At 44.0% G+C, this 22,737-nt stretch carries 19 protein-coding genes; 8 read left to right on the forward strand and 11 right to left on the reverse strand.

What is annotated here, in order from left to right:
- The first annotated feature begins 349 nt into the window (after nt 1-349).
- Nucleotides 350-1,582, forward strand: a complete 1,233-nt coding sequence (locus JO154_RS22900; RefSeq protein WP_291950224.1) for an NADP-dependent isocitrate dehydrogenase — start codon at nt 350-352, stop codon at nt 1,580-1,582.
- Between the two features lie 80 nt (nt 1,583-1,662).
- On the opposite strand, the gene JO154_RS22905 is transcribed toward JO154_RS22900, so the two are convergent.
- The 7 genes from JO154_RS22905 to JO154_RS22935 all read right to left on the reverse strand — a co-directional run bounded on the left by JO154_RS22905 (nt 1,663) and on the right by JO154_RS22935 (nt 8,966).
- Nucleotides 1,663-3,339 (reverse strand): L,D-transpeptidase family protein, encoded by a 1,677-nt coding sequence (locus JO154_RS22905; RefSeq protein ID WP_291950227.1) that lies wholly within the window; start codon nt 3,337-3,339, stop codon nt 1,663-1,665.
- Between the two features lie 248 nt (nt 3,340-3,587).
- The gene (locus tag JO154_RS22910) at nt 3,588-4,160 is read right to left on the reverse strand and encodes an AraC family transcriptional regulator (RefSeq protein WP_291950230.1); all 573 of its coding nucleotides are present in this window, start codon (nt 4,158-4,160) and stop codon (nt 3,588-3,590) included.
- Nucleotides 4,161-4,168: 8 nt separating this feature from the next.
- Nucleotides 4,169-5,035 (reverse strand): hypothetical protein, encoded by an 867-nt coding sequence (locus JO154_RS22915; RefSeq protein WP_291950232.1) that lies wholly within the window; start codon nt 5,033-5,035, stop codon nt 4,169-4,171.
- 12 nt (nt 5,036-5,047) lie between these two features.
- A complete protein-coding gene (locus JO154_RS22920; protein WP_291950235.1) occupies nt 5,048-5,590 on the reverse strand; it encodes a heavy-metal-associated domain-containing protein in 543 nt (180 codons plus the stop codon).
- Nucleotides 5,591-5,672: 82 nt separating this feature from the next.
- Nucleotides 5,673-6,062, reverse strand: a complete 390-nt coding sequence (locus JO154_RS22925; protein ID WP_291950238.1) for a hypothetical protein — start codon at nt 6,060-6,062, stop codon at nt 5,673-5,675.
- A gap of 90 nt (nt 6,063-6,152) precedes the next feature.
- Entirely contained in the window at nt 6,153-8,126 is a 1,974-nt protein-coding gene (locus JO154_RS22930; protein ID WP_291950241.1) for a putative porin, read from the reverse strand.
- An 18-nt stretch (nt 8,127-8,144) separates the two neighbouring features.
- Nucleotides 8,145-8,966, reverse strand: coding sequence for a purine-nucleoside phosphorylase (locus tag JO154_RS22935; RefSeq protein WP_291950244.1), 822 nt, complete (start codon nt 8,964-8,966; stop codon nt 8,145-8,147).
- A gap of 164 nt (nt 8,967-9,130) precedes the next feature.
- Here JO154_RS22935 and sucC point away from each other — a divergent pair, with 164 nt between their 5' ends.
- Complete coding sequence (gene sucC, locus JO154_RS22940; RefSeq protein WP_291950247.1) at nt 9,131-10,345, forward strand: ADP-forming succinate--CoA ligase subunit beta; 1,215 nt, start codon at nt 9,131-9,133, stop codon at nt 10,343-10,345.
- Nucleotides 10,346-10,418: 73 nt separating this feature from the next.
- On the opposite strand, the gene JO154_RS22945 is transcribed toward sucC, so the two are convergent.
- Nucleotides 10,419-11,576, reverse strand: coding sequence for a thioredoxin family protein (locus JO154_RS22945; RefSeq protein WP_291950250.1), 1,158 nt, complete (start codon nt 11,574-11,576; stop codon nt 10,419-10,421).
- 170 nt (nt 11,577-11,746) lie between these two features.
- Between JO154_RS22945 and JO154_RS22950 the strand changes: the two genes are divergently transcribed.
- The gene (locus tag JO154_RS22950) at nt 11,747-13,645 is read left to right on the forward strand and encodes a DUF4139 domain-containing protein (RefSeq protein ID WP_291950253.1); all 1,899 of its coding nucleotides are present in this window, start codon (nt 11,747-11,749) and stop codon (nt 13,643-13,645) included.
- 51 nt (nt 13,646-13,696) lie between these two features.
- Here the strand turns inward: JO154_RS22950 and JO154_RS22955 are convergent, their stop codons facing one another.
- Both JO154_RS22955 and JO154_RS22960 read right to left on the reverse strand, forming a co-directional pair.
- Nucleotides 13,697-16,069, reverse strand: a complete 2,373-nt coding sequence (locus JO154_RS22955) for a transglycosylase domain-containing protein (RefSeq protein WP_291950256.1) — start codon at nt 16,067-16,069, stop codon at nt 13,697-13,699.
- 84 nt (nt 16,070-16,153) lie between these two features.
- Nucleotides 16,154-19,237, reverse strand: a complete 3,084-nt coding sequence (locus JO154_RS22960; protein WP_291950259.1) for a tetratricopeptide repeat protein — start codon at nt 19,235-19,237, stop codon at nt 16,154-16,156.
- A 291-nt stretch (nt 19,238-19,528) separates the two neighbouring features.
- Here JO154_RS22960 and JO154_RS22965 point away from each other — a divergent pair, with 291 nt between their 5' ends.
- The 5 genes from JO154_RS22965 to JO154_RS22980 all read left to right on the forward strand — a co-directional run bounded on the left by JO154_RS22965 (nt 19,529) and on the right by JO154_RS22980 (nt 21,700).
- Nucleotides 19,529-19,933 carry a hypothetical protein gene (locus JO154_RS22965; RefSeq protein ID WP_291950261.1) on the forward strand — a complete coding sequence of 135 codons (405 nt, stop codon included), beginning with the start codon at nt 19,529-19,531 and terminating at the stop codon, nt 19,931-19,933.
- Between the two features lie 123 nt (nt 19,934-20,056).
- Nucleotides 20,057-20,491, forward strand: a complete 435-nt coding sequence (locus JO154_RS22970) for a polymer-forming cytoskeletal protein (protein WP_291950264.1) — start codon at nt 20,057-20,059, stop codon at nt 20,489-20,491.
- A 22-nt stretch (nt 20,492-20,513) separates the two neighbouring features.
- Nucleotides 20,514-20,687 (forward strand): AtpZ/AtpI family protein, encoded by a 174-nt coding sequence (locus JO154_RS26550; protein ID WP_366935601.1) that lies wholly within the window; start codon nt 20,514-20,516, stop codon nt 20,685-20,687.
- An 80-nt stretch (nt 20,688-20,767) separates the two neighbouring features.
- Nucleotides 20,768-21,073 carry a hypothetical protein gene (locus JO154_RS22975; protein WP_291950267.1) on the forward strand — a complete coding sequence of 102 codons (306 nt, stop codon included), beginning with the start codon at nt 20,768-20,770 and terminating at the stop codon, nt 21,071-21,073.
- Nucleotides 21,074-21,700 carry a SprT-like domain-containing protein gene (locus JO154_RS22980; RefSeq protein WP_291950270.1) on the forward strand — a complete coding sequence of 209 codons (627 nt, stop codon included), beginning with the start codon at nt 21,074-21,076 and terminating at the stop codon, nt 21,698-21,700. It begins immediately after the preceding gene.
- Between the two features lie 42 nt (nt 21,701-21,742).
- On the opposite strand, the gene JO154_RS22985 is transcribed toward JO154_RS22980, so the two are convergent.
- Nucleotides 21,743-22,672, reverse strand: a complete 930-nt coding sequence (locus tag JO154_RS22985) for a M20/M25/M40 family metallo-hydrolase (RefSeq protein WP_291950273.1) — start codon at nt 22,670-22,672, stop codon at nt 21,743-21,745.
- Between the last annotated feature and the right edge of the window lie 65 nt (nt 22,673-22,737).

The following is a 22,737-nucleotide window of genomic DNA, read 5'->3' on the forward strand; positions in this document are numbered from 1 at the left end:
AGCGAAAGCCCTGACCTGCGGTCAGGGCTTTCATTTTTATGGGGTTTTCCCCGGAATGTTCTGGCGATGTTTAGAATTAAACCCTGGGCCTTCGGCCCAGGGTTTAATTCTAAATTGAAATCCCGCGCCGGATGGCGCGGGATTTCAATTTAATACCCGGTACCCAGCTAAATTCAGATATTAAATTCACCTGTTTATACGCGCTAAAACATTTTATGTACATCTTACACAAAAAAAATTTTGCAGGAAATAAAATAATCGTATTTTTCGGGATTATCCCTAACCGGGACTTTGCTTGAATAGTTGTTGTGAATAGATTTTTAATCTAATTTTTTTAAAAAAACCCGAAATGGCAGAAAAAATTAAAGTTGCTAATCCGGTAGTTGAGCTGGATGGAGATGAGATGACACGAATCATCTGGAAATTTATCAAGGACAAACTGATACTTCCTTACCTGGACGTAGAAATCAAATATTTTGATCTGGGCATGGAGCATCGTGATGCGACGAATGACCAGGTTACCGTTGATGCTGCAAACGCTATCAGAGAAGTTGGCGTTGGTATCAAATGTGCCACTATCACTCCGGATGAAGCACGCGTAAAAGAATTCAACCTGAAACAGATGTGGAAGTCTCCAAACGGAACTATCCGTAACATCCTGGATGGTACTGTATTCCGCGAGCCAATCGTTATGAAAAACGTTCCACGCCTGGTTCCTAACTGGACTGCTCCTATCTGTATCGGTCGTCATGCATTCGGTGATCAATACCGTGCAACCGATTTCGTTACCAAAGGAAAAGGTAAACTGACTATCAAATTTGAAGGTGAAAACGGTGAAGTAATCGAACATGAAGTGTACAACTTCAAAGGCGATGGCGTTGCACTGGCAATGTACAACACCGACGAATCTATCAAAGGTTTTGCGCGCGCTTGCTTCAACCAAGCGTTGATGAAAAACTGGCCGCTGTACCTGAGTACCAAAAACACCATCCTGAAAAAATACGATGGTCGTTTCAAAGATATTTTCGAAGAAATCTACCAGAACGAATTCAAAACTGCATTCGATAAAGCTGGCCTGACTTACGAGCACCGTCTAATCGATGACATGGTGGCTTCTGCGCTGAAATGGCACGGTAACTTCGTATGGGCTTGTAAAAACTACGATGGCGACGTTCAATCTGATACCGTTGCACAAGGTTTTGGCTCCCTCGGTCTGATGACTTCTACCCTCGTTACACCAGACGGTAAAACCATGGAAGCAGAAGCTGCTCACGGTACCGTTACTCGTCACTACCGCGATCACCAAGCTGGTAAACCAACTTCCACCAACCCAATCGCATCTATCTTCGCATGGACTCGCGGTCTGGAATTCCGTGGTAAACTGGACAACAACCAAGAACTGATCAACTTCTGCCACGCACTGGAACAAGTTTGTATCGAAGTAGTTGAAAGCGGCAAAATGACCAAAGATCTGGCCGTTTGTATCCACGGTAACAAAGTAGAACACGGTAAAGATTACCTGTATACGGAAGAATTCCTGGAAGCACTGGACGCTGCACTGAAAGTGAAACTGGCGAAATAAGTATTAATTGCTATTACAAGCATAAAAAGAAAATGCCCGCACCATCGATGGTGCGGGCATTTTCTTTTTATGGCAATTGATTAATTATACTTCATCTCTCTACGCAGCACTTTATCTTCTCCATAAATATCATCGAAGAAAACAAGTTTTCCTTCTTTACCCTCTGCGGTAAAGTAACGCAGGTAAATAGGCAATCTTCGCGTAAGATCCACTTGCTTCTTTTCTCCACGCGCAATCCATGCTTTGATACTATCCCCACGATGCTGTGTAGTATCCATTCTAACCAAGTATTGTGAAAGACTGTCCCACTGCTGTACACGCACGCAACCATGACTCATGGCGCGCATGGAGTTCTTGAACAGACCGCGGTTATTGGTATCGTGCAGGTATACGCTGTATTTATTGCGGAAGTTGAATTTCATGATCCCTAAAGAGTTATCCACACCATCCATCTGGCGCAGCACATAAGGGAAATGATCTTTACTCAATTTATTCCAGTCGATCGTATTGGGATCTACGGCTTCTCCGTCTTTATTAATTACTTCCAGATTTTTGGAGGCGAGATATCCCACATTCCTTTTGATGGCAGGCAGCATTTCTTTGAATACAATGCTGTAAGGCACTCGCCAGTATGGGAATAATACCACGTTGGTCATGTAAGAATTCAATAGTGGTGTGCGAGTACGAGGTGCACCTACAATCACTCTAGATTCCAACATCACTTCTCCACTATCAATTACACGCATGGTATAACCAGGCACATTCACCAGGATATATTCTCTTGGCATGGTATCCGGCAGTTTGCGCCAACGGTCCATGTTGATACCTGCTTGCATCAGCCAGTCGGCCGCACTGCGGTTCAGCGCCATGACGGTACGTTTGCCGGCTACACCATCTGGGTAGATATTGAATTCATTCTGGAATGCTTTCACGGCAGCTTTAATCATGGTAGTATCTACCACCCTGCCGGTTGTATCCAGGTAATGGCCCTGTACCAGCCTGTTGGCCAGTAACTGACGGAAATGGAGTGTATCTGTATAATTCAGGGGAAGGGTATCCCAAGTTCGGCCTTCATATTTATCCTTGAAGTATTTGATCCCTTCTTTCAAGGCAACATAGCCTGGGTGAACAGGTTCGAGTCCTTCGAAAGTAGCAGTGATATTACCATCCGTAATCGCTGCACGCAGTTTATCTTTCAGGAATTTATCGGGGAACAGGGAATCTGTACGGAAAGTGACACTATCTCTTGGACCTGCACCGTAGTGTAGGTCTGAGGTCATTTTCATGAATGCATCAGAGAGCAGGATGTCTGCTTTTGCCCAGAGGGCGGCATCTTTCTTTGCGGCAGCATCATCGTGGAGCTGTGACCAGACTTTCGTCAGGGTGTTGGCATGGTACTGCTTAGGGAGCAAGCCATACTCATCAGCGCGCGTGATCCATTCCATCATGGAATCCGCAGCAGGATGCATTTTGCCATGGTCAGACCATTCTGCTTTGTTTTCATGTTCCTTGTAAAAATCCTGTAATGCCTTGGGTCTGAAGGCAGGTAGACTGTCTTCCAAAATGCCGTCGTTGTCAGAAATAAGGGAAAGCCTTTCGGTAATGCTTTCTTTCACAACTTCGTCCAATTCACGGACGTTTGTTACAATCTGTTTTTCTTTCGGGGCGGTGTACTTCTTTTTATGCTCTCCGCAGGCTAACAACAGGACAATGCCGGAGCCGCATAAAAGACTAAACATTAAATTTGTGTTCTTCATTTGCAGTTAATCGCTATGTAAAGATAGCATTTTGCAAATACTATGCTAAATATTTTAGCCTATCACACTTTCATATATAAAATTATCTGCAACAATCTTTCTTCATGAATAAAGATTGTAAAAATTTCAATACCCCTATTAATACCTTCTTCATACTTCACAATTTTTTAAAAAGAGGCTGCCACGATTAGCAGCCTCTTAAAAACTAAAACTAAAACAACTAAGGTGTATCGTATATGTCTATACGACTATAATTTATCCAGCGGAATACGGCCAGTGTCTTTCATTTGCTTGAACTGACTAGGCGTAAGGCCGGTTACTTTCTTGAATTGAGCAGAGAGGTGCGCCACACTGCTATAACCAAGTTTGTAGCTAATTTCACTCAAACTAAGTTCATTATACCGCAGTAATTCTTTCACTCTTTCAATCTTCTGCTGAATGATATATTGTTCAATGGTAGTACCTTCTAATTCAGAAAACAGACTGCTGAGCAGATGATAATCCTTTTGCAGTCGTGTGGAGAGAAGAGTAGAAAAATTCTCTTTCATCTCATCCAGGTCTGTATAGTGAACGGTATCAACCACGATACTTTTGATGGCGGCTACTAGCTGTTGCTTTTTATCGTCTATGAGCAGAAATCCTTCTTCCTGCAAAATTGGAACCAGTCTATTCAGTTGCTCCGCGCTTACTTCACCTTCCACGGAAGCTTTTCCCAGCTCCATTTTTTGCACTTTAAATCCTTCTGCTTCCAGAGCGGATTTTACCACTTTAATACAACGCGGGCAAACCATATTTTTGATGAATAATTCGGTAGTTGCCATATGGGCGTTTATCGTTTTTTGATGATATTAAAAATGTTGTGTTCCAGTCTGATCAGGCAGGAATTGTACATATTCCTGGGCATATTGCCAGCTAGTTGGGTTCTGTACGAGAAGTCCAGCCGGGTAGTGCTATTGAAAATCAACTGCACTGCTGGGGCAATGTCCAGGTAACTACCGCGAGCTTGTTCCGCATCAGCAACATTCGTCTTCCCTAAAAATTCTACATACAGGTTTAAATTCGTCTGTTTGTAGCTTTTGTATTTTACGGGCAACACGAGATAACCTGCGCTGAAACTGTAATTGATGGCATTGCGCGGGAAATCCGGAGGAAGGTTATCTCTTGTATTATTCAGATAACGACTATATCCTGCAGTACCGGACAAGGCCAATTTATGCAGCAACTGGGTAGCAATGATTCCACCGGTAACGCCACTGTTGTTACCGTCCAGATCACCGTCTGCGTTGACATAGGACATATGACTGTCTCCCATGACTGGCATAAACGGATTGTTTATCAAAGAACCTTTTACATAAGCAGCCATGCGAAAATGTGCATGCTGCTGATCCTGAGATAGAAAGCGGTATTTGGCGTAGATACTTCCTCCTTCCACTTTCCAACCGGCTTGCATCATATTCGATGTATATCCGGCCAGGTGTACCATTAATTTTTTATTGATGCCCCACATCACTTCCGGTTCCAGTCTGACGGCGGTACTTCCGTCGTAATCCATATTCATGGTTTTCCCTGTAAGCCGGATTCCCAGTGAGTTTGCCGGCATATTACTGGCAGGCTCCGTGTTGACGTATAATTCCTGTGCGGATACGATGCCAGTGAACCCCAACAGGGTCATCACTGTGATTAACCATCTCTTCATGTTCACCGGGTATTAAATGGTTACATGATATACCCTGTTCGAAGCTGCTTTACCAGCGTGACAGCAATCTCCCATTACACCTGTTTTATAGCAAGGCATAGTGGTTTCAGTTGCGTATTTTTTATATTGTTTTGTAGAGACGAAATCTTTGTCGATAACGGTGAGTTCTTTATCACCTTTCAGCACCTGATCTTTCACATGCATGAAGTGCAGTGTACTGCCACCAAATGCTATATGCGCATCATTTTTCACGGAAGTAGCGTCAAAGTTGGCGGTTACTACCAGTTTTCCAACGGAAAAACCGGCATCTTCCACTTTATTTTTAATGGCGTCGATATCCACGTTAGCACCTGGCTTGAAGTACAAGATGAAAGTGGTGTTCTCCAGGTCGGTTTCAATTTTATCCACAAAAGGAAGTGTTTCCAGTGCTTTCAGGGTAGCGTTGGAACACATGGCGCAAGTCAGACCGGTAGCCTGAACAGTTGCTTTTTTATATTGTGCGTTTGCACTAAAGGTTATACCTAATACGAAGGCGATTATTGTTAAGAGTTTCATGATCTGATATTTATTTGGGTTTGAAATTGGTTACAGTTAGGGCATTCGTTTCCCCGCAAGGAAACATGCAAAAACTGTAAAATCAGATCAAAAAGGTGCAATTCTGGAGAAAAATAGGGACTTCCGGTCGATCCGGTGGGCCATGCGGAATAGCCGTAACAACTTGCTGCAATGGAACCATAGCGGGCTGAGGCAGCACTCTTACCGGTACCTGTAAATCAGCATCCACTGTAAAATCCTGCTGGATAGCAGGTGCGCCGTGGTGGCTTTCCGTTACTTTGCAGAACTTGAATTCATTCTTGCAACAGTCCATGTTTTTTGCAGGCTTCTTGCATTTGCCACAGAAGTCGGCAGGGGCCGATTGCAGCTCTACAGCAGCCAATTTACCCATACAGTAATGTACGTTAACTGCGAATCCGCTGGTCAACGTGATATACATTGCGGCAAATAATATGGCAAAAAATCTTTTCATGTTCCGCCACAAAAGTAAGGCTTTTTGACGTAAAAAGCCCCCTTAAACTGTAAGGGGGCTTAATAATATATAAACGGTAAATATTATAGGTTAGTTAATAAACCACCAGCGAATACCTACTCTGAAGTCGAAATTATTGTATGGATACAGTGGAGCTGCCATGTTACTGTTGGCAAATAGTGTATTCAAGTTCTCTGCGCGTACAAATGCGTTGAAGGACTTAATACGGAAGTGCGCAAATGCCGCGATATCCGGCGCCAGGTATTTTATTTTGGTATCTTTCTGGTACACCCATTGTCCCATCAACGGAGAATAATCATCCGCATAATAGTCTGTATTGTAGCGGATTTCCAGACCTGTTACCAGGTTCAGGTTGGTATACAGGCGTTTTTCGAAGGCTATCTGGTTACGTGTCCAGAATGTAGGCACATTCAGCGGGCCATTGCCTTGTACTTGTTGGAAAGCTATGTCCATGTACCAGGAGAATGGTGCAAAACGAATCTTCTTGCTGAATACCACTTGCAGGAGGTTAAACAGTGAACTGGCTTGTGCACTGTGGTAATAGTCCTGCATATAAGTGTAATTGGTAAACAGAAAGTAGTTCACAGCCAGATGATATGATAGTTTCTTATTATCGGCGGCAAACTGTAATTGGGTGATGTTTTCTTTCGCCAGCGTTGAATTGTACCAGGTGGTACGATTACTATTGAAATACTTGTACACGTATGACGGCTCTCTGTTCACGTTGTTGACAGAGAGTTTGATGTCTCCCAACAAATCATTTACATGTCTGCGCAACATACCACCCACACTATAATCTCCGATATTCTGCCCTGCGATATAGAATTCACCTTTGGCGGAGAAATCCCACAACTGATTTCTGGTTTTGTTGCGGTATTCTCCATGTAACGCGAGGTTACTGAAGTTGATATCCGCATCCAGGAAGCTACCTTTCCAACTTTCAAAACGGGCCCCCACATTGATAAAGTGTCCCTGATTGCCAGGCATAGGGAACGAAATCAGTGAGAAATCGTTTGACAGCAGTCTCCACTTATGTTGAGAGAAAAGGCTAGTATCCTGCGCACGAATCGGGATATTATAATGCAATGGGTAGAATGCCGTATCCGGATTATTATCCATGAACTCATAATTGTCGCTCTGGAGATTGAAAGTATACTGGATACGGAAGATCGGATCGTATTTATAATAATCCGTTGAATCGTTGATGTGGATGCTATCTCCCCTGCCCCAGTCGTATTGCTGCATGAATAATAATCCCGCCTGCTTATACTGGTTTTTAACAGGGATGGAGGTCGTAAAGAAATTGTACGTAGAGGCGTTATCGTTCCCCAGGTTCACCGGAATAGTTCTGCGGTTGCTGTATTCCGATTTATGGAGGAAGGAATCATTTCTGATACCGCCATTTTCCCCACCTTTCAAGTTATTGTAGTAGAAGTCCAGGTACGTATTCGCCCGTTTGTTTTTAGATTGACGGCGGGCGGTCAGGCGATAGGTATCGTGACTGGTAGTCTGTGACTTATAAAACCCTGGTGCATTTACTTTTCTGTAGTCAAAAAAGAAATTGAACCGGTCGGTGCGGTTCTGGGTATGGGAAACGCCGAGAATTTGTTCCTGTTTACTACCCACCAGGTACTGCATTTCAGTGTAAGGCCGGGTGGTGCTGTAGAAACGGGCGCCTGCGTGGGTATTGCCATATACGTCGTAAGCATGAAAGCCCGCATCGAAGCCGGGTTTCATGTAAGGCGTAAAAATGAGGTTCCTGGCGGCGCCTCCGCTATTCCCGGTAGTCATGTAACTGCCGGGAATTTTCAGGAACTGGGTGCTGAAATCCACTACGGAAGAATCGATCGTATAGTCGGTCGGTTCACCGAGGAAGCGGTAGCTGAGCGTCAGTGTATCCGGTTCTTCTTGGTGATGGGCAGTATCCTTCGACATTTTGCCGGTACCGCCACCGCCCACATTACCGAAGCGATTGGTATTGAACTGGGCTGATAATTGCTGTCCGCCCAACAGCAGCAAGATTATGATGATAAAATATCTCATCCGAAAATGACAATACGTTTATAGTTGTCGGATTAATTCACTAAAGATAAGTGTCAGTTTTGGTTCAGCAGCTTTCGCAGCTTCCAGTACTTCTTCGTGTGTAATTACATTTTCTTCTTCACGGATGCCGATATCGGTAATCACACTCATCGCGAACACTTTCAGTCCGGAGTGGATGGCTACAATCACTTCAGGAACGGTACTCATACCTACGGCGTCGCCACCGATGATATGCATATATTTATATTCAGCGCGGGTTTCGAAGGTAGGACCTTGTACGCCAACGTAAACGCCTGAATGCAGATCAATTTGGTTCATGGCTGCAATTTCCACCGCACGATAGATCAGTTCTTTATTATATGGTTCGCTCATATCTGGGAAACGAGGTCCCAGTTCACTTTCGTTTGGTCCACGCAGTGGGTGTTCTGGCTGCAAGTTGATATGATCGCGGATAATCATGAGGTCGCCCACGCTGAATTCGGGGTTCATACCGCCGGCAGCGTTAGAGATAAATAAGGTATGAATGCCCAGGGCTTTCATTACACGTACAGGGAAGGTTACTTGTTTCATGGAGAAACCTTCATAATAGTGGAATCTGCCGGCCATGGCTACGATAGGTTTATCGCCCAAGAATCCCAGGATCAGTTTCCCGGAGTGGCCTTCTACCGTGGATACTGGGAAATGGGGAATATCTTTGTAGGGAATTTCGATAGCATCTTCTATATCCTCTGCCAGGTCGCCTAGGCCACTGCCCAGGATCACCCCTGCCAGCGGCTTCTCATTCCAGAATTTACTGATATAATCACTCGCTACTTTGATCTGATCGGTGAGTTCGCTCATATTTTACTTTTCGTTAATTCGTTTAATTTTCTGTTTGCCTGCCGGAAATTACACTGCAATATCGTATTACCGGCGAACCGGCGCAAAGTTATTTTTTAATTCACAAATGACTCAGTTTTATATTTAAGTCATAATAGCCTATTTTAGCGGCAAATTTTATTCCGATGAACTTACACGAGTACCAGGCTAAAGAACTGTTGAAAAAATATAACGTACCGGTACAGGAAGGCATTCCGGTAGATACGCCTGAAGCGGCCGCCGAGGCTTACAAACAACTGAAAGTACAATATGGTAATGAGTTTGCTGTTGTAAAAGCACAAATTCATGCCGGTGGACGCGGTAAGGGTAAAATCCGTGGTACAGAGCAGAGAGGTGTGGCCGTAGGAAAAAATGCAGAAGATATCAAAACCATTGCTGGTAATATCCTGGGCGGTACCCTGGTGACTATCCAGACTGGCGAAGCTGGTAAACTGGTTAACAAAGTACTGGTGGCACAGGATGTTTATTATCCAGGCCCTAATCCTGTAAAGGAATTCTACCTGTCTATTCTGCTGGATCGTGCAAAAAGCATGAACGTTATCATGTATTCCACTGAAGGTGGTATGGATATCGAAGAAGTAGCGCACAGCACTCCAGAAAAAATATACAAAGAGTGGGTTAAGCCAAACATGGCTCTGCAGCCATTCCAAGCACGTAACATCGCTTTCAACTTCGGTCTGAGCGGTGATGCATTCAAAAACATGGTGAAATTCGTTACTAACCTGTACAATGCATACGTAGGTCTGGATTGCAGCATGCTGGAAATCAACCCACTGTTCAAAACCAGCGACGAGAAAATCATCGCTGTTGATGCTAAAGTAAACCTGGACGACAATGCGCTGATGCGTCATGCGGACCTGGAAGCATTGCGCGACATCACTGAAGAAGATCCTACCGAAGTAGAAGCAGGTAAATTCAACCTGAACTTCGTAAAACTCGACGGTAACGTAGGTTGTATGGTAAACGGCGCCGGTCTGGCAATGGCTACCATGGATATGATCAAACTGTCTGGCGGTGAACCAGCTAACTTCCTGGACGTAGGAGGTACTGCAAACGCTCAAACCGTAGAAGCAGGTTTCCGTATCATCCTGAAAGATCCTAAAGTAAAAGCGATCCTCATCAATATCTTTGGTGGTATCGTTCGTTGCGACAGGGTTGCTCAAGGTGTTATCGATGCTTACAGATCTATCGGCAACATCACTGTTCCTATCATTGTTCGTCTGCAGGGTACTAACGCTACCGAAGCGAAACAACTGATCGAAGAATCAGGTCTGAAAGTTCAGTCTGCCATTCTGTTGAGTGAAGCTGCTGCTCTGGTTAACAAAGCTGTTAGCGCTTAATCTGATTTTCACTTTACTACATAAAAAAACGGGACTAGCTGATGCTGGTCCCGTTTTTTTTATACATGGATGCTTAGATTTTTTTCAGCTTCTCCCGAAGGCTGTTTGCGACATCAGTCATACTCATCACTTCTGCTTTGGCCAATGCCCAGGTGAGATATTTTTTCGCATCTTCTGGATGTTTTTCTATGGAACGGTGACCTACCGCCTGTAATAATTCCAATGAAGATCCTTCATTTACCAGGGATCTGGCCCAGGTTAAATATTGCTCTTCCACTGCTGGATCTTTCAACCCTTCATAACCATAGAATGGTAGCATACGTGCATTATTATCATTCTTATCATGGTTCGCAATGGCAAATGCAATGAATGCTTTCACGTCTTTATTGTTTCGCACCATATAGGACATCGCAAATTCCATTTTTACTTTGTCCCAATCTCCTCCTGCTGCATATTCTTTTTCATGCTTGTTAATGAATGCGGTGAATGCGGCTTCATCATATTTCGCGGGCAGTTCCTTAAGATCATTGTTCATCATTCTACTCAGGATGCTATAATTGACATCACTGCCAAATAAGTCGTTGTACGACTGACGATTAGCGAGATAATAAGTCCTATAGTCGGCCGGCAGATTACGACACAGCGCCATGGCTTTAACCGTCATTTCGGCTTTCTTATCCTTTTGCTTGGCTAGGAAATCCTGTAGTACAGAGTCTTTCGGGAATTCTCTGCTCTTACTGTAAAACTGTTGGTACCATTGTGGGCCTTCCTTTACAATCGTAGTGGAGAAGCCATTGTGGAACTTACCTGCTTTATACTTTGCTACGGATTCGTTTAGGAACTGCAGGAATACATTGGCATCACTGTACCCAATGCCTACATTGACCAATTTTCCTTCCGGGGAAATGATTAAGTAAGTAGGAAAGCCATGCAGTAGATACCTGGCGCATAAATCATTACCAAATTCTTCTTTAAACACATCAAAGCCTGTATTCACAAAATTATCCAGCATGTATTGTTTTACATCTTTACTAGGGAATACTCGAACTTCCATGTCTTTGCAGGCATGGCAACCTTCAAAGTAAGTGTCTACAAAAATGGGCTTCTTTGCTTTTTTAGCCTTGGTTAACAATTCATTCCAGGAGGCCTTGATAAATTGAGTACTGTCTTGCGCAATGGATGCCAATGGCAGCAGCCCCGCCAGGAGCAGGGCAAAGATGGTTTTCTTCATTATCATTTTCTTTTTAATGGTGGTTTGTAGTGCTGAAACTAGCAAAACAGTATGATATTCAATATGCTTCTTTTTCACTGGTGATTAGTATTTATAAACGGCAGGAAAAAAAATTTTAACGGATTTATGGAATCCTATACCAAGAACACATCATTCCTAAAAATATACCCATGAATCGAACGCTATTCTTCGTAGGCTGCCTGATGGTCGTAGGCTCCGTGTCTGCCCAAACTAAAAAACAGACTATGGCCACCACTATCAGTAAAGTAACTGTATTTATCAAGGGGGCCCAGGTTACACGCAGTGGCAGTATAGCCCTGACGCCAGGGGTTAACCAAGTGGTGATTTCTGAAGTTTCTCCGGATGTGGAAGAAAAGAGTATCCAAGTAAATGGAGATGGAGACTTCACGCTGCTGGCGGTTTCCCGCCAATCCAACATCCTGCGTCAGCAGAATAAAAGAGAGGAAATTGCCGCCCTCCAGCAACAAAGAGAAAAATTACAATTACAACTAGCCAAAGAAAATAATAACGAGCAAGTATATACGGAGGAGAAAAATATGCTGCTGAAAAACCAAACCGTTACTGGCAATAATGGCGTGAAAGCAGCAGACCTCCAAGCGTCACTGGACCTCCAACGGTCTCGCCTATCCGAAATATTATCTAAAATCCTGGATATCCAGCAGTCGTCCAAACAAACAGCTTTAGAGCTGAATAGGGTGGAACACCAACTGCTGGCGCTCAACAACAAAGACAATATCCCTACAAGTGATATTATCCTGGATATACAGTCCAAATCCGCTACCACAGGAAAAATTACAGTGAGCTATATGGTGCGTAATGCAGGCTGGATTCCCTCCTACGATATTCGTGTGAAAGACATCAATCATCCGGTGAACTTGGTGTACAAAGCCAATGTATTTCAACAATGCGGGGAAGATTGGAAGAACGTGAAATTGAGCCTCAGTTCAGGCTCTCCGGAAGAAAGCAGCACAAAACCAACACTCATGCCTTGGTATCTGCGCAGTTACAATTCCATTTCTGAGCGCAATGCAGACATCGCAAGTGTAGGCCAGACCGCCCCTTCTGAAATTACCGGCGTTGTTACAGATGAAAATAACAGCCCGCTGCCAGGTGTTACCCTTATTATCAAAGGCAGAACCATTGGAGTGTTGTCAGATGCACAAGGAAAATTCCGTTTACAACAACCACCAGGAAACAATACCATTCGGGCTACTTCTCTTGGGTATACCCCTGAAGAAATGCTTGCCAGCCGTAACATGCACTTTGTACTCAGGTCCGATAATAAATCACTGAGTGAAGTTGTAGTAACTGGTTATACCCAAAGGATGGATAGTAACATGGACGACCGCCAAGCATTCAACGGTAATTATCGCGCAGAGAAAAAGGCGGTAAAAGTACGCAGTTTCAACGCTGGCTTGGATGTACCGGAAGCATTCACCCCTACTACCGTTACCTTTGATATACCTATTCCTTACACTATTCTGCCTGATGGCAAGCCTTACAGCGTAGGCATCAAGGAATTGGAGATACCAGCCTCTTACCAGTATTACGCTATTCCTAAACTGGAGAAATCTGCATTTCTCACCGCTTCTGTTACAGATTGGGAACAACTAAACTTACTAGATGGAGAAGCCAGTATCTTTTACGAAGGCACTTACATAGGTAAAACCTTACTGGACCTGCAATCTGGCGCCGATTCCCTACAGATATCGCTGGGTAAGGATAAACAAGTCATTGTAAACCGTACCATGCAGAAAGATGAGAGCAAGAAAGGATTCCTCGGTGGTAAAACTACTTTCTCTAAAGCCTGGGAAATCAGTATACGCAACAACAAAGGCGTACCAGTGAATGTGATTGTACAGGATCAGTTACCGATTAAAACATCTTCGGAGATGGAGGTTTCTAGAGTGGAATACGGAGATGCCATATTGGAGGAAGATACCAGGATGTTGAGTTGGCATCTCACCATACCTCCGGCTACAGAGCAAAAACGGGTATTGAAATACGCGATTACCTATCCAAAAGGAATGATTACCAACGCCCAATAAAAGAAACAGCCCGCCGGTAAATCGGCGGGCTGTCTACTTAAATATGCTGTTTTATTGTTGATCTTTTTTAGGCATCACTGCTTTAGGCTGTGGCTGCGCAGGCTTTTCTTCTTTCTTCTCTTTAATTTCTTCCTTCTTAGGTTTTTCTCCTCCTGGATTAGCTGGTTCGTCACCATAACCTGAAGAGTCGATATAATCCTGTTCAGAGCCATTTCCGGAATTCTCTGCTTCCGCACCTGGTTGTACATTGGAGTTAAAGTCTGAGAAAGATTCATTTGCCATACTTGCTGGCATGATGAATTTATCGCTGGAAGATACTTTCAGCGTTGGATCTGCATAAACTTTCTGCATGAAGTAAGCCCAGATAGGCAAACCGGTATTAGCACCTTGACCCATAGCGGTAGTACTGAAGTGGAGATAATTGTTCTCACAACCTACCCAGGCACCAGCCAGGATTTTTGGTGTATAACCAATAAACCAACCATCAGTATTATCGTTGGTGGTACCGGTTTTACCAGCCACTTCACCTTGGATATTATAGCGGGAACGCAGACGGGCAGCGGTTCCGCCAGGCCCAGTCACACCTTCCATCATTTTCACCATAGTATAAGAATCATGCTCGCTGATCACCTCACGTTTTACTGGCGCGAAGGTTTCCAGGATATTGCCATATCTATCTTCAATACGCGTAATATAAATAGGTTTTGTATTGATACCTCTGGCCGGGAACATCGTATATCCCTGGAGCATTTCATACAGGGAGAGATCCACAGCACCCAGCGCGATAGAAGGATACGGATCAATTTTAGGTGTAAAGCCTACTTTATTCTTAGCGAAATCAGCGAAGTTTTTAGCGCCCAGTTGCTTAATCAGGTAAGCGGCTACTAAGTTGAGGGATTTAGCCAGTGCGCCTGCCATGGTGATAGAACCACCGGTGCTCCCTTCGGAGTTATGGGGGGTCCAACCATCGATGCTGATCGGTTCATTTGGCAGCATCGTGAGTGGAGAAAATCCGTTCATAATGGCAAAGCAATACAGGAATGGTTTAAATGTAGAACCAACCTGACGGCGCGTTTTCGAAACGTGATCGTTTTTGAAGTAGCGGAAATCCGGACCACCTACCCATGCTTTCACTTCACCGCTTTCAGGGTCCATGGCCATGAAACCAGCCTGCAAGATAGCGCGTGTATAACGGATGGAGTCCATCGGCGTCATCACGGTGTCGATATCATTCATATCTGGTTCTGTAAAGCTTTTCCAACCGAATACTTTCATTTTCACCGGCGTGTTGAAAACACGGGCAATAGTAGAATCATCTGCGCCATCATCTTTCATTTGTTGGTAGCGATCCGATTCCTGCATGAATTTATTCAGTTCTTTCTGCCAGTTTTTCCATACGCTACCAGATTTGATATTGTTTTGCGCAAACAATGATTTCTGGAGCGTCATCAGGTGGTGGCGTACCGCTTCTTCTGCATACAGTTGCATGCGAGGGTTGATGGTCGTATAGATTTTCAGACCATCACGGTAGATATTATAGGTAGAACCATCTGCTTTTTTATGATTGGAACACCACGATTTCAGCTCATCCCGCAGTACTTCGCGGAAATAGGGAGCGAGACCTTTGTTGTGATCAATTTTATTGTAGTGGAGTACAATAGGTTTGCTTTTGGCAGACGCGGCTTCGGCCGGCGTGATGAATTTACTATCCACCATGTTGTCGATCACCGTATTTCTGCGTCCCAGTGCCATTTGCGGGTTACGACGTGGATTGTAAAGGGTGTTTCCTTTGAGCATACCCACCAGGATCGCTGCCTCCTCGATAGAAAGATGCCCTGCATCTTTACTGAAGAAAGTACGCGCCCCGTTTTCGATACCGTATACGTTATCTCCGAAAGCAACCGTGTTTAAATAAAGTGTTAAAATTTCCTTTTTAGTGAAATTTCTTTCCAACTTGATAGCAATAATCCATTCCTGTAGCTTCTGGAAGCCGCGGGAAATAGGATTGGAAGCCCTTTGTTTGCCCAGCACATCTGCCTGGAGATTGAGTGCCAACTGTTGTGTGATGGTACTGGAACCACGTTTTTTACCGATTAAGAGGTAAAAAGGAATGGCAAAAGTACCTTTGGCATCGATACCGGAGTTTTCGTAAAACCGACTTTCCTCGGTGGCTATCAATGCATTAATAACATTTTGAGATATCTCGTTATAGTCGCTACTAGAGCGGTCTACCTGATAATATTTACCTAATATGGTACCATCATCGGCTATTACTTCGGAGGCCAGGGCTGCGCGAGGATTCTCCAATTCTTCCATAGATGGCATATTGCCGATGATACGGAAGTTAATGAGCAATATAAGGACAACGAATAATGCTAAAATCCCAAAAGCCACTCCCCACAATATTTTCACCGATTTTTTCATGCGTTTTTCTGATTTGTTAAATGGCTAAACTTACCTAAAGTATGACCGACAAAGCTAATGGAATTTTTCAGGATTTTCGTACTGTTACTGTGTTACATAATTATCAGTAAAGAATTTACGGTATCCTTCCAGGTCCTTTGTGCTATTCAGCAAGATAAAGTTATCTCGCGAAATCACGAACATGGAATAATCCGCCGGCTTGATACGTGGGATAATATTGGCAGAGGCCGCATCACGAATTTCATCGAAGTATTCCAGTGCCTTGTCCTCGTTAGGGAACAGCCTGAATATTAACATGATATCATTTGGTGTGAGCACAAAACTACCTACTTCGATTTTATCATTGGCATGTTTGCTGGCATTGTAACGGGTAAACTGGTTCAGGCCCTCATCCATCAAATCTTTGGATACGCGCTGGAAAGAGAGTACCACAAAGAACGGATTGTTTGCGTCTAACTTATACGGAGTCAGTGGTTTAGATGGTGGCGGTGGGGGAGTCACTGCCGCTGGAGTAGAGGTAGTAGCTACTGTATTCAGCACCGGTGTAGCGGTAGTTACATTGGCAGCCACTTTAATACTATCAGCTTTGGTTTTGGCCGTGTTTACCTTATCAGTCAGGGAAGGCTGAGGGTTTTGCCATGGGTAGCGAATAGAAATATTCTCATCCACGAGGGCACCTCCATTGTTAGTTTTCTTCACTTCCAGTTGGGCCAGGTAATTATATAACTCGGTGCGTTTGCTCAGCACATCCATCAGGGCCTGGGCCTGGGCATATACCGCGGTGTCTGAGGCGTATTTATTCAATACATATTGAACAGCACGAACAGAACGCATCGTGGTATCTGTAGCGAAAGAGGTATCTGTTTTTACTACCACCATGGCCTGTAGCAGGTCAAATTTTGGTTGCAGGTAATTCACCCCATAAACAGAATCCACCATGGCACGCATAGCGATAGCCGCATCATAGTTACCATTGCGGAAGGCGGTATAGGCAGAGTCATAAGCTTGGCTAATCGCTTTCTTTTTACCGGCATCAATATCTTTCAGCGCGCCAAAACGTATGAAATCTGCAAAATTCGTTTGTGCGTACTCGTTAAGTACTTGGTTTTTGTAACGATTTGCGATATCGTTCCTTCCCAGCTTTCCATTCCACACGTAAAGGGAATATAATACTTCCGCTTTCTTTGGATGGTTTGGATAAATGAGCAATAAGGAATCGTACGTTTCTATAGCGAGTTTCGCATTTTCCAGTTTATCGTAATAGAGTTTACCTAGTTCGAACCAGGCATCTTCACATTTAGTTTTGGAAGTCTCTAATTTTTCTTTGGTCAGTGGCAGGCCCAGAGCGAGGCTTTCAGCGGTTACGCTATCAGGCGATACCTCTTTAGGCGCTTGTTCTCCGGGTGCGTTGAGCATGGCCGGGCTATTATTGGCAATATTGGCATTTCCACCCGTTTGGCTTCGACGCCAGTTATCAGCCAGTTGCCTATTTCCCCATTTGCGTTTGAATTCGGAATAACCAGCAGATTTTGCCGCCTGGTTATAGAAGTACCAGTCGCCATTTCCATCCGCTTGCGGCCCGTAGGCGCCAGGAGAATTTCCCACCAGACTGCTACCAAAAGAATTGCTAGCGTTGGCCGCATTTTTAGCATCGGCTTTCTTTTTCTCCGCTGCCTCTTTTTTAATTGTTCCGGCAAGTTTAGAGAGATAAATATTACGGTCGGATTCAGGCATTAAAGCGATGCGTTGAAGACTGTCTTCTCGATGAATGAGCGCCACTCTAGCAGCTACGTCTCCCAATACATTCTTGCGGGTTCTTACCACTGCTGCATCTGCAAAATCGTTGGTCATTACGCCGGCGGTGCTATCGTAATATTTTTTCGCTTCCAAGTAATTGCGTTGATCATAGTAGATATCCGCAATGCCTTTATAGGTGAGGGTACGTTGTACCAGGTTATTGCTAGGTTCTTTGAGTGATTTCTGCATGTACGCGATGGCCGCATCCGCATCTTTAGGGTAAGACAACATACCCATGGTGTACAGTATACCATCTCGGTAAGGATGGAATCTTTCTTTGCGGAGCATGTGGCGGAGACCTTCGATACTTTTAGTAGGATCGCCGTTTTCCAGGGAGGCATTGAGTTTGGCGATCTGGATACGTGCTTGGAAATCCATCATCGGGTCTGGTTTCTGATGGATCACCTCGCGGAACTGTTCAATAGCAGAGTCTGGGCGATGCTGCATGGCAAGGAGCTGTCCGAGGATGAAAGACATTCTCGCTTTGGCCACCTTGTCCCTGCTTTTATCGATCGCTATTTGTAAAGGCTCGATGGTTTCAGGGTATCGGCCCTGGATATAGTTACTATAGGCCCTCACTTCAGCGAGGGAGCCTTCTAAGCGTTTCGGGAATTTAGGATCGTTGTGTAATACGTTCAGTAAAGCCTGTACCTCATCGAATTCATGTTGTTCCAAGAGGGTGCGAGCGCGCCAAAGGAAGGCGTCGTTGCGGGCTCTTTTATGACGGAAAGGCGCTAGGATGCCTTTTGTTTTTTCTTTGGTAGCAACAGAGATATGATCGTTTTCAGCAGAGCCGATCACCGTCTTATATTCCTTTTTATTCTTTGGTGCGAAAGCGATGTTAACGTATTGGAAGGTTTTATTGGCATTATCCAGATCCCCTTCATAGAAGTAGGCACGTCCCATGAGTACGTAGCAATCAGGTATCCATTTACCTCTTGGGTCATGTAGTTGAATGCCGGTAGATGCCTTTTCCACCACAGAGTCCAGTTCCTTTTTGCTGAAGCTTTGATTCTTCATGTTAAAAGGATAGAAAGGCAGCAAAACGTTATAGTTATCCTGGCCTTGGCGATTGACAACGCGTACTACCTTATTCAGTTTTGTTCTTGCATGAAAATAGTAGTTATAGCGGGTGGCCAGGTTTTGCCAGAAGGCGCGATAGAGGGTCCAGCGTTTTTTCTCCAGCATGATTTCGGCTGGCGTACGTCGGTCCTGTACTTTATTATTGGCGCCGAGTTGAATCAACGGTTTTCCTTGGGTAGTGTTACCCTGGGGGTTGCTTCTTTGTGACTGGTTCTGGGGCCGTATCACCGTTTGCTGGTTACGGTTTTGGGGCGGTTGAATCTGCGCCCAAGCCGCTGGAATTCCCATGCACAATAAAAAAAGTAAAGCAAAATATCTTAATAGTAACTTGTTGCAATTCATGGATGCCAGGGTGTATAGGCTGAATATATATAACTTCCAGATTAAAAAAATATTTTAAAGATACTGTAAAAATGTGGAAAATCTTATAATAATTTATCATTTAATCGGCTGATAATCAACCTTGAGAATGTGTAAACTATCCGATTTTTTTTATGGTATCTCCCTATATCTGATAATCGAAACAACAAATAAAACAAATATGATTAACTTTAGCCGCCTGAAAACGAAAAAATTGCAATGGCAAGGAAGGGGAATAAAAATAAAAGAAGAAATTTAGAGAAGCTCCAACATAAGTATCGTCTGGTGATTATGAACGATGAAACCTATGATGAGGTGACTTCGTTCAAGTTGTCGAGAATGAGCGTATACATAGCATTGAGTACCCTCTTTGTATTGCTGGTGGCTATTACGGTAGCTACTATCGTGTTCACGCCCTTACGTTATTATATTCCCGGTTACGGCGATCTGAAGCAGCGCAGAGAATTTATCCATCTCAAAATGCGGGCAGACTCCCTTGAAAATGCCGTAAATGCCCGTGATAAATACCTGAATAATATCAAACAGGTGATCAACGGCGAGTTTACCGGTAAACTAGATACAACGATGATACAGGTGCCCAAAGTAGATGGCAGCACCTACTAGCCAACAGCCTGGTATTTTGATTAAGTTATTGAATATTAATTAATTATAGATAATCAATAAATCTCAAAATATTATTTTACTTTACATCGTTTTAACTTTCAAACTTGAAAAACCTGAAAACCTATGTTTAATAACAGTTCAAAATCAAAAGGTGACAGCAAGAATATGCTGCCCTCCTCTACTATCAACATCATCGGAAGCGGAACCTCCATTCAGGGCGATATCGTATGTGAAGGCGATATCCGTATTGATGGCCAGGTAAACGGTCTGGTATCAACCAAAGCCAAAATAGTAGTAGGCCCGGAAGGAGACATTTCCGGAGATTTGATTTGCCAAAGTGCCGACATTATGGGGAAAGTGACTGGAATCATCAAAGTAGATGAACTCCTGTTCTTAAAAGGAAACGCTCTTGTAAAAGGAGATGTCTACACGAATCATTTCGAAATGGAGCCAACCGCCAAATTCAATGGCCGTTGCTACATGGAGGATGAAAAGCCGGCAGAAGCTCACAAAAATGGAAAATCAGCCAAAAAAGAAGCCGAACAGCAACAAGCCTGAGGATAACAGACCAGGCACTATTATGCGTTATGCGGGTCTTGCGTTTCAGATGATGACAACGCTCGGACTGGCAGTATTTGCAGGGTACAAGCTGGACCAAAAAATTGGCTGGCGTTTCCCTGTATGTCTTGTCATTTTTTCTTTACTCGGTTTAGCCATAATTTTGTGGCAAATTATTAAAGACACCCGCAGGTAATGAGCGATAGATTTTTTATTCGACTATTTGCCGTATTCGGCATCTTAAATGGAATTTTAATGGCGTGCAAACCCAGGTTGATGGATATCAGCGCACACTTTTATGTGCTGCTTATCGGCAACCTGGTCCTGGCGCTAGTTTCTCTTTTCTCCTACATGATGAGCCGCAAAGGCCTTCAAACTGCCAACAACAATGCCTTTGTAAGAGCTGTCTACGGTTCTACACTCAGCAAATTAATGATCTGCGTGCTGGGTATTGGCGCTTATGTTTTCACTTACAGGCCTCATGTCAGTAAGGCTACTATCTTTATCCTGCTTGGCCTCTACCTGGTTTATACCATTTTTGAAACACTCAGCTTGTTCAAATTCATCCGACAGAAAAAGTAAATGAAACAGGAGGCGCCATTACATGCATTAGCGGCGTATCTGCCGGATGGTACCTTCGAACCGGTAATGGAATTCATCCGAATATTTAAGGTGCATCTCACCATTACCCGTGAAAGAAAGAGTATCCTCGGAGATTACCGTCACCCGGATGGAACTGGGAAAGGCCATCGCATCAGCATCAACGGATCGCTGAACAGGTATTCCTTTCTCATCACCCTCCTGCATGAACTGGCACACCTGACCACTTTCAATAAACATGGCAACCGTGTGCCAGCACATGGAAAAGAATGGAAGGCGGAATTTACTTTTATACTGAGTGGGTTTGTTGGAAAAAATTACCTGCCACCGGATATTGAATTGGCGGTGAGACAAAGTATGCTCAATCCTGCTGCTAGCTCTTGTGCAGATGAAGATTTGTTACGCGTGCTCAGCAGGTATGATAGAAAAAAAGACAACCATTTTTTTGTGGAGCAGGTACCCTTACATCAACTATTCAGAACAAAAGATGGCAGAATCTTCAAAAAAGGAGAGAAAATCAGGAAACGCTATCGTTGTGAAGAAGTAGCCTCTAAAAGATTATATCTTTTTAGTCCTGTGTACGAGGTGGAATTGGTGACGGAGTCATAAAACAAAGTGCCACCGCCAATCTGACGGCAGCACTCATCATTCTTATTTTACTTCTGTATAATGCAATTCGGCGAATGTCATCGCCCGATTAATCAACTGTATTTCTAACCGAACAATCTTTTCCTCTGCTGTTGCCTGTAATTTATGAGCATCATCCGTTGGTTTATGGTAATCATCATGCCCTCCGGTGTGGAAGAATAATACCGGTACTTGGTGCATATAAAAATTATGATGGTCAGACGCGCCTTTTCCAGCGGCATCGGTAAAAAATTTAATTCCATCTTGCTGCACGCCCTGGAATACTTCCGGCCACTCTTTCGCAGAACCGAAGCCGCCAATACCAATACCTCTTTCCGGGTTATACCTGCCAATCATATCCATATTCAGCATAAAATGCATGTTCTCCAATGGCATTACAGGATGACTGGTATAATACTTTGATCCCTGCAAACCTAGCTCCTCTCCTCCAAATGCAATAAAGAGGAAATTGAAGGGTTCTTTACTTTTATTCTGGCTGTAATAACGAGCCAGTTCCAATAATCCTGCTACGCCGGAAGCATTATCATCTGCACCGTTGTGAATCTGCCCAATAGGATATTTACCATCGAAAAGACCCGCTGTTCCCAGGTGATCGTAATGCGCACCGATGATAATCGTACGTGCGGCACCGTTATCCAGGTAGCCAATCACATTGCGACTAGGAACATCTTTGTGGCTGTTGCGATCGAATGTAAAGTTTTGGTAATAGCTGCCTTCCACTAATGGTTGGAGGCCAAGTTTACGGAATTCCTTCGCTACCCAGCGACTCGCTTTCATTCCGCCTTTTTCTGCTGTTCCTCTGCCTTTCAGCTTATCGGATGCCAGATAGTTCACTGTTTGCTGAATCCTGGAAGCGGAAGGAAGGGTATCCTGTGCTTGCGCCCCGATAAATAAAGCGACTGTACATAATCCGGTAAATAAGACCTTTTTCATTGCACTAAATCCTTGGTTATCCTGCAAGTATATTAATAAACGACAGAAGGCTTCCTTTGAGGGAA

The organism is Chitinophaga sp. (assembly GCF_019236475.1).
Classification (GTDB): Bacteria; Bacteroidota; Bacteroidia; order Chitinophagales; family Chitinophagaceae; genus Chitinophaga.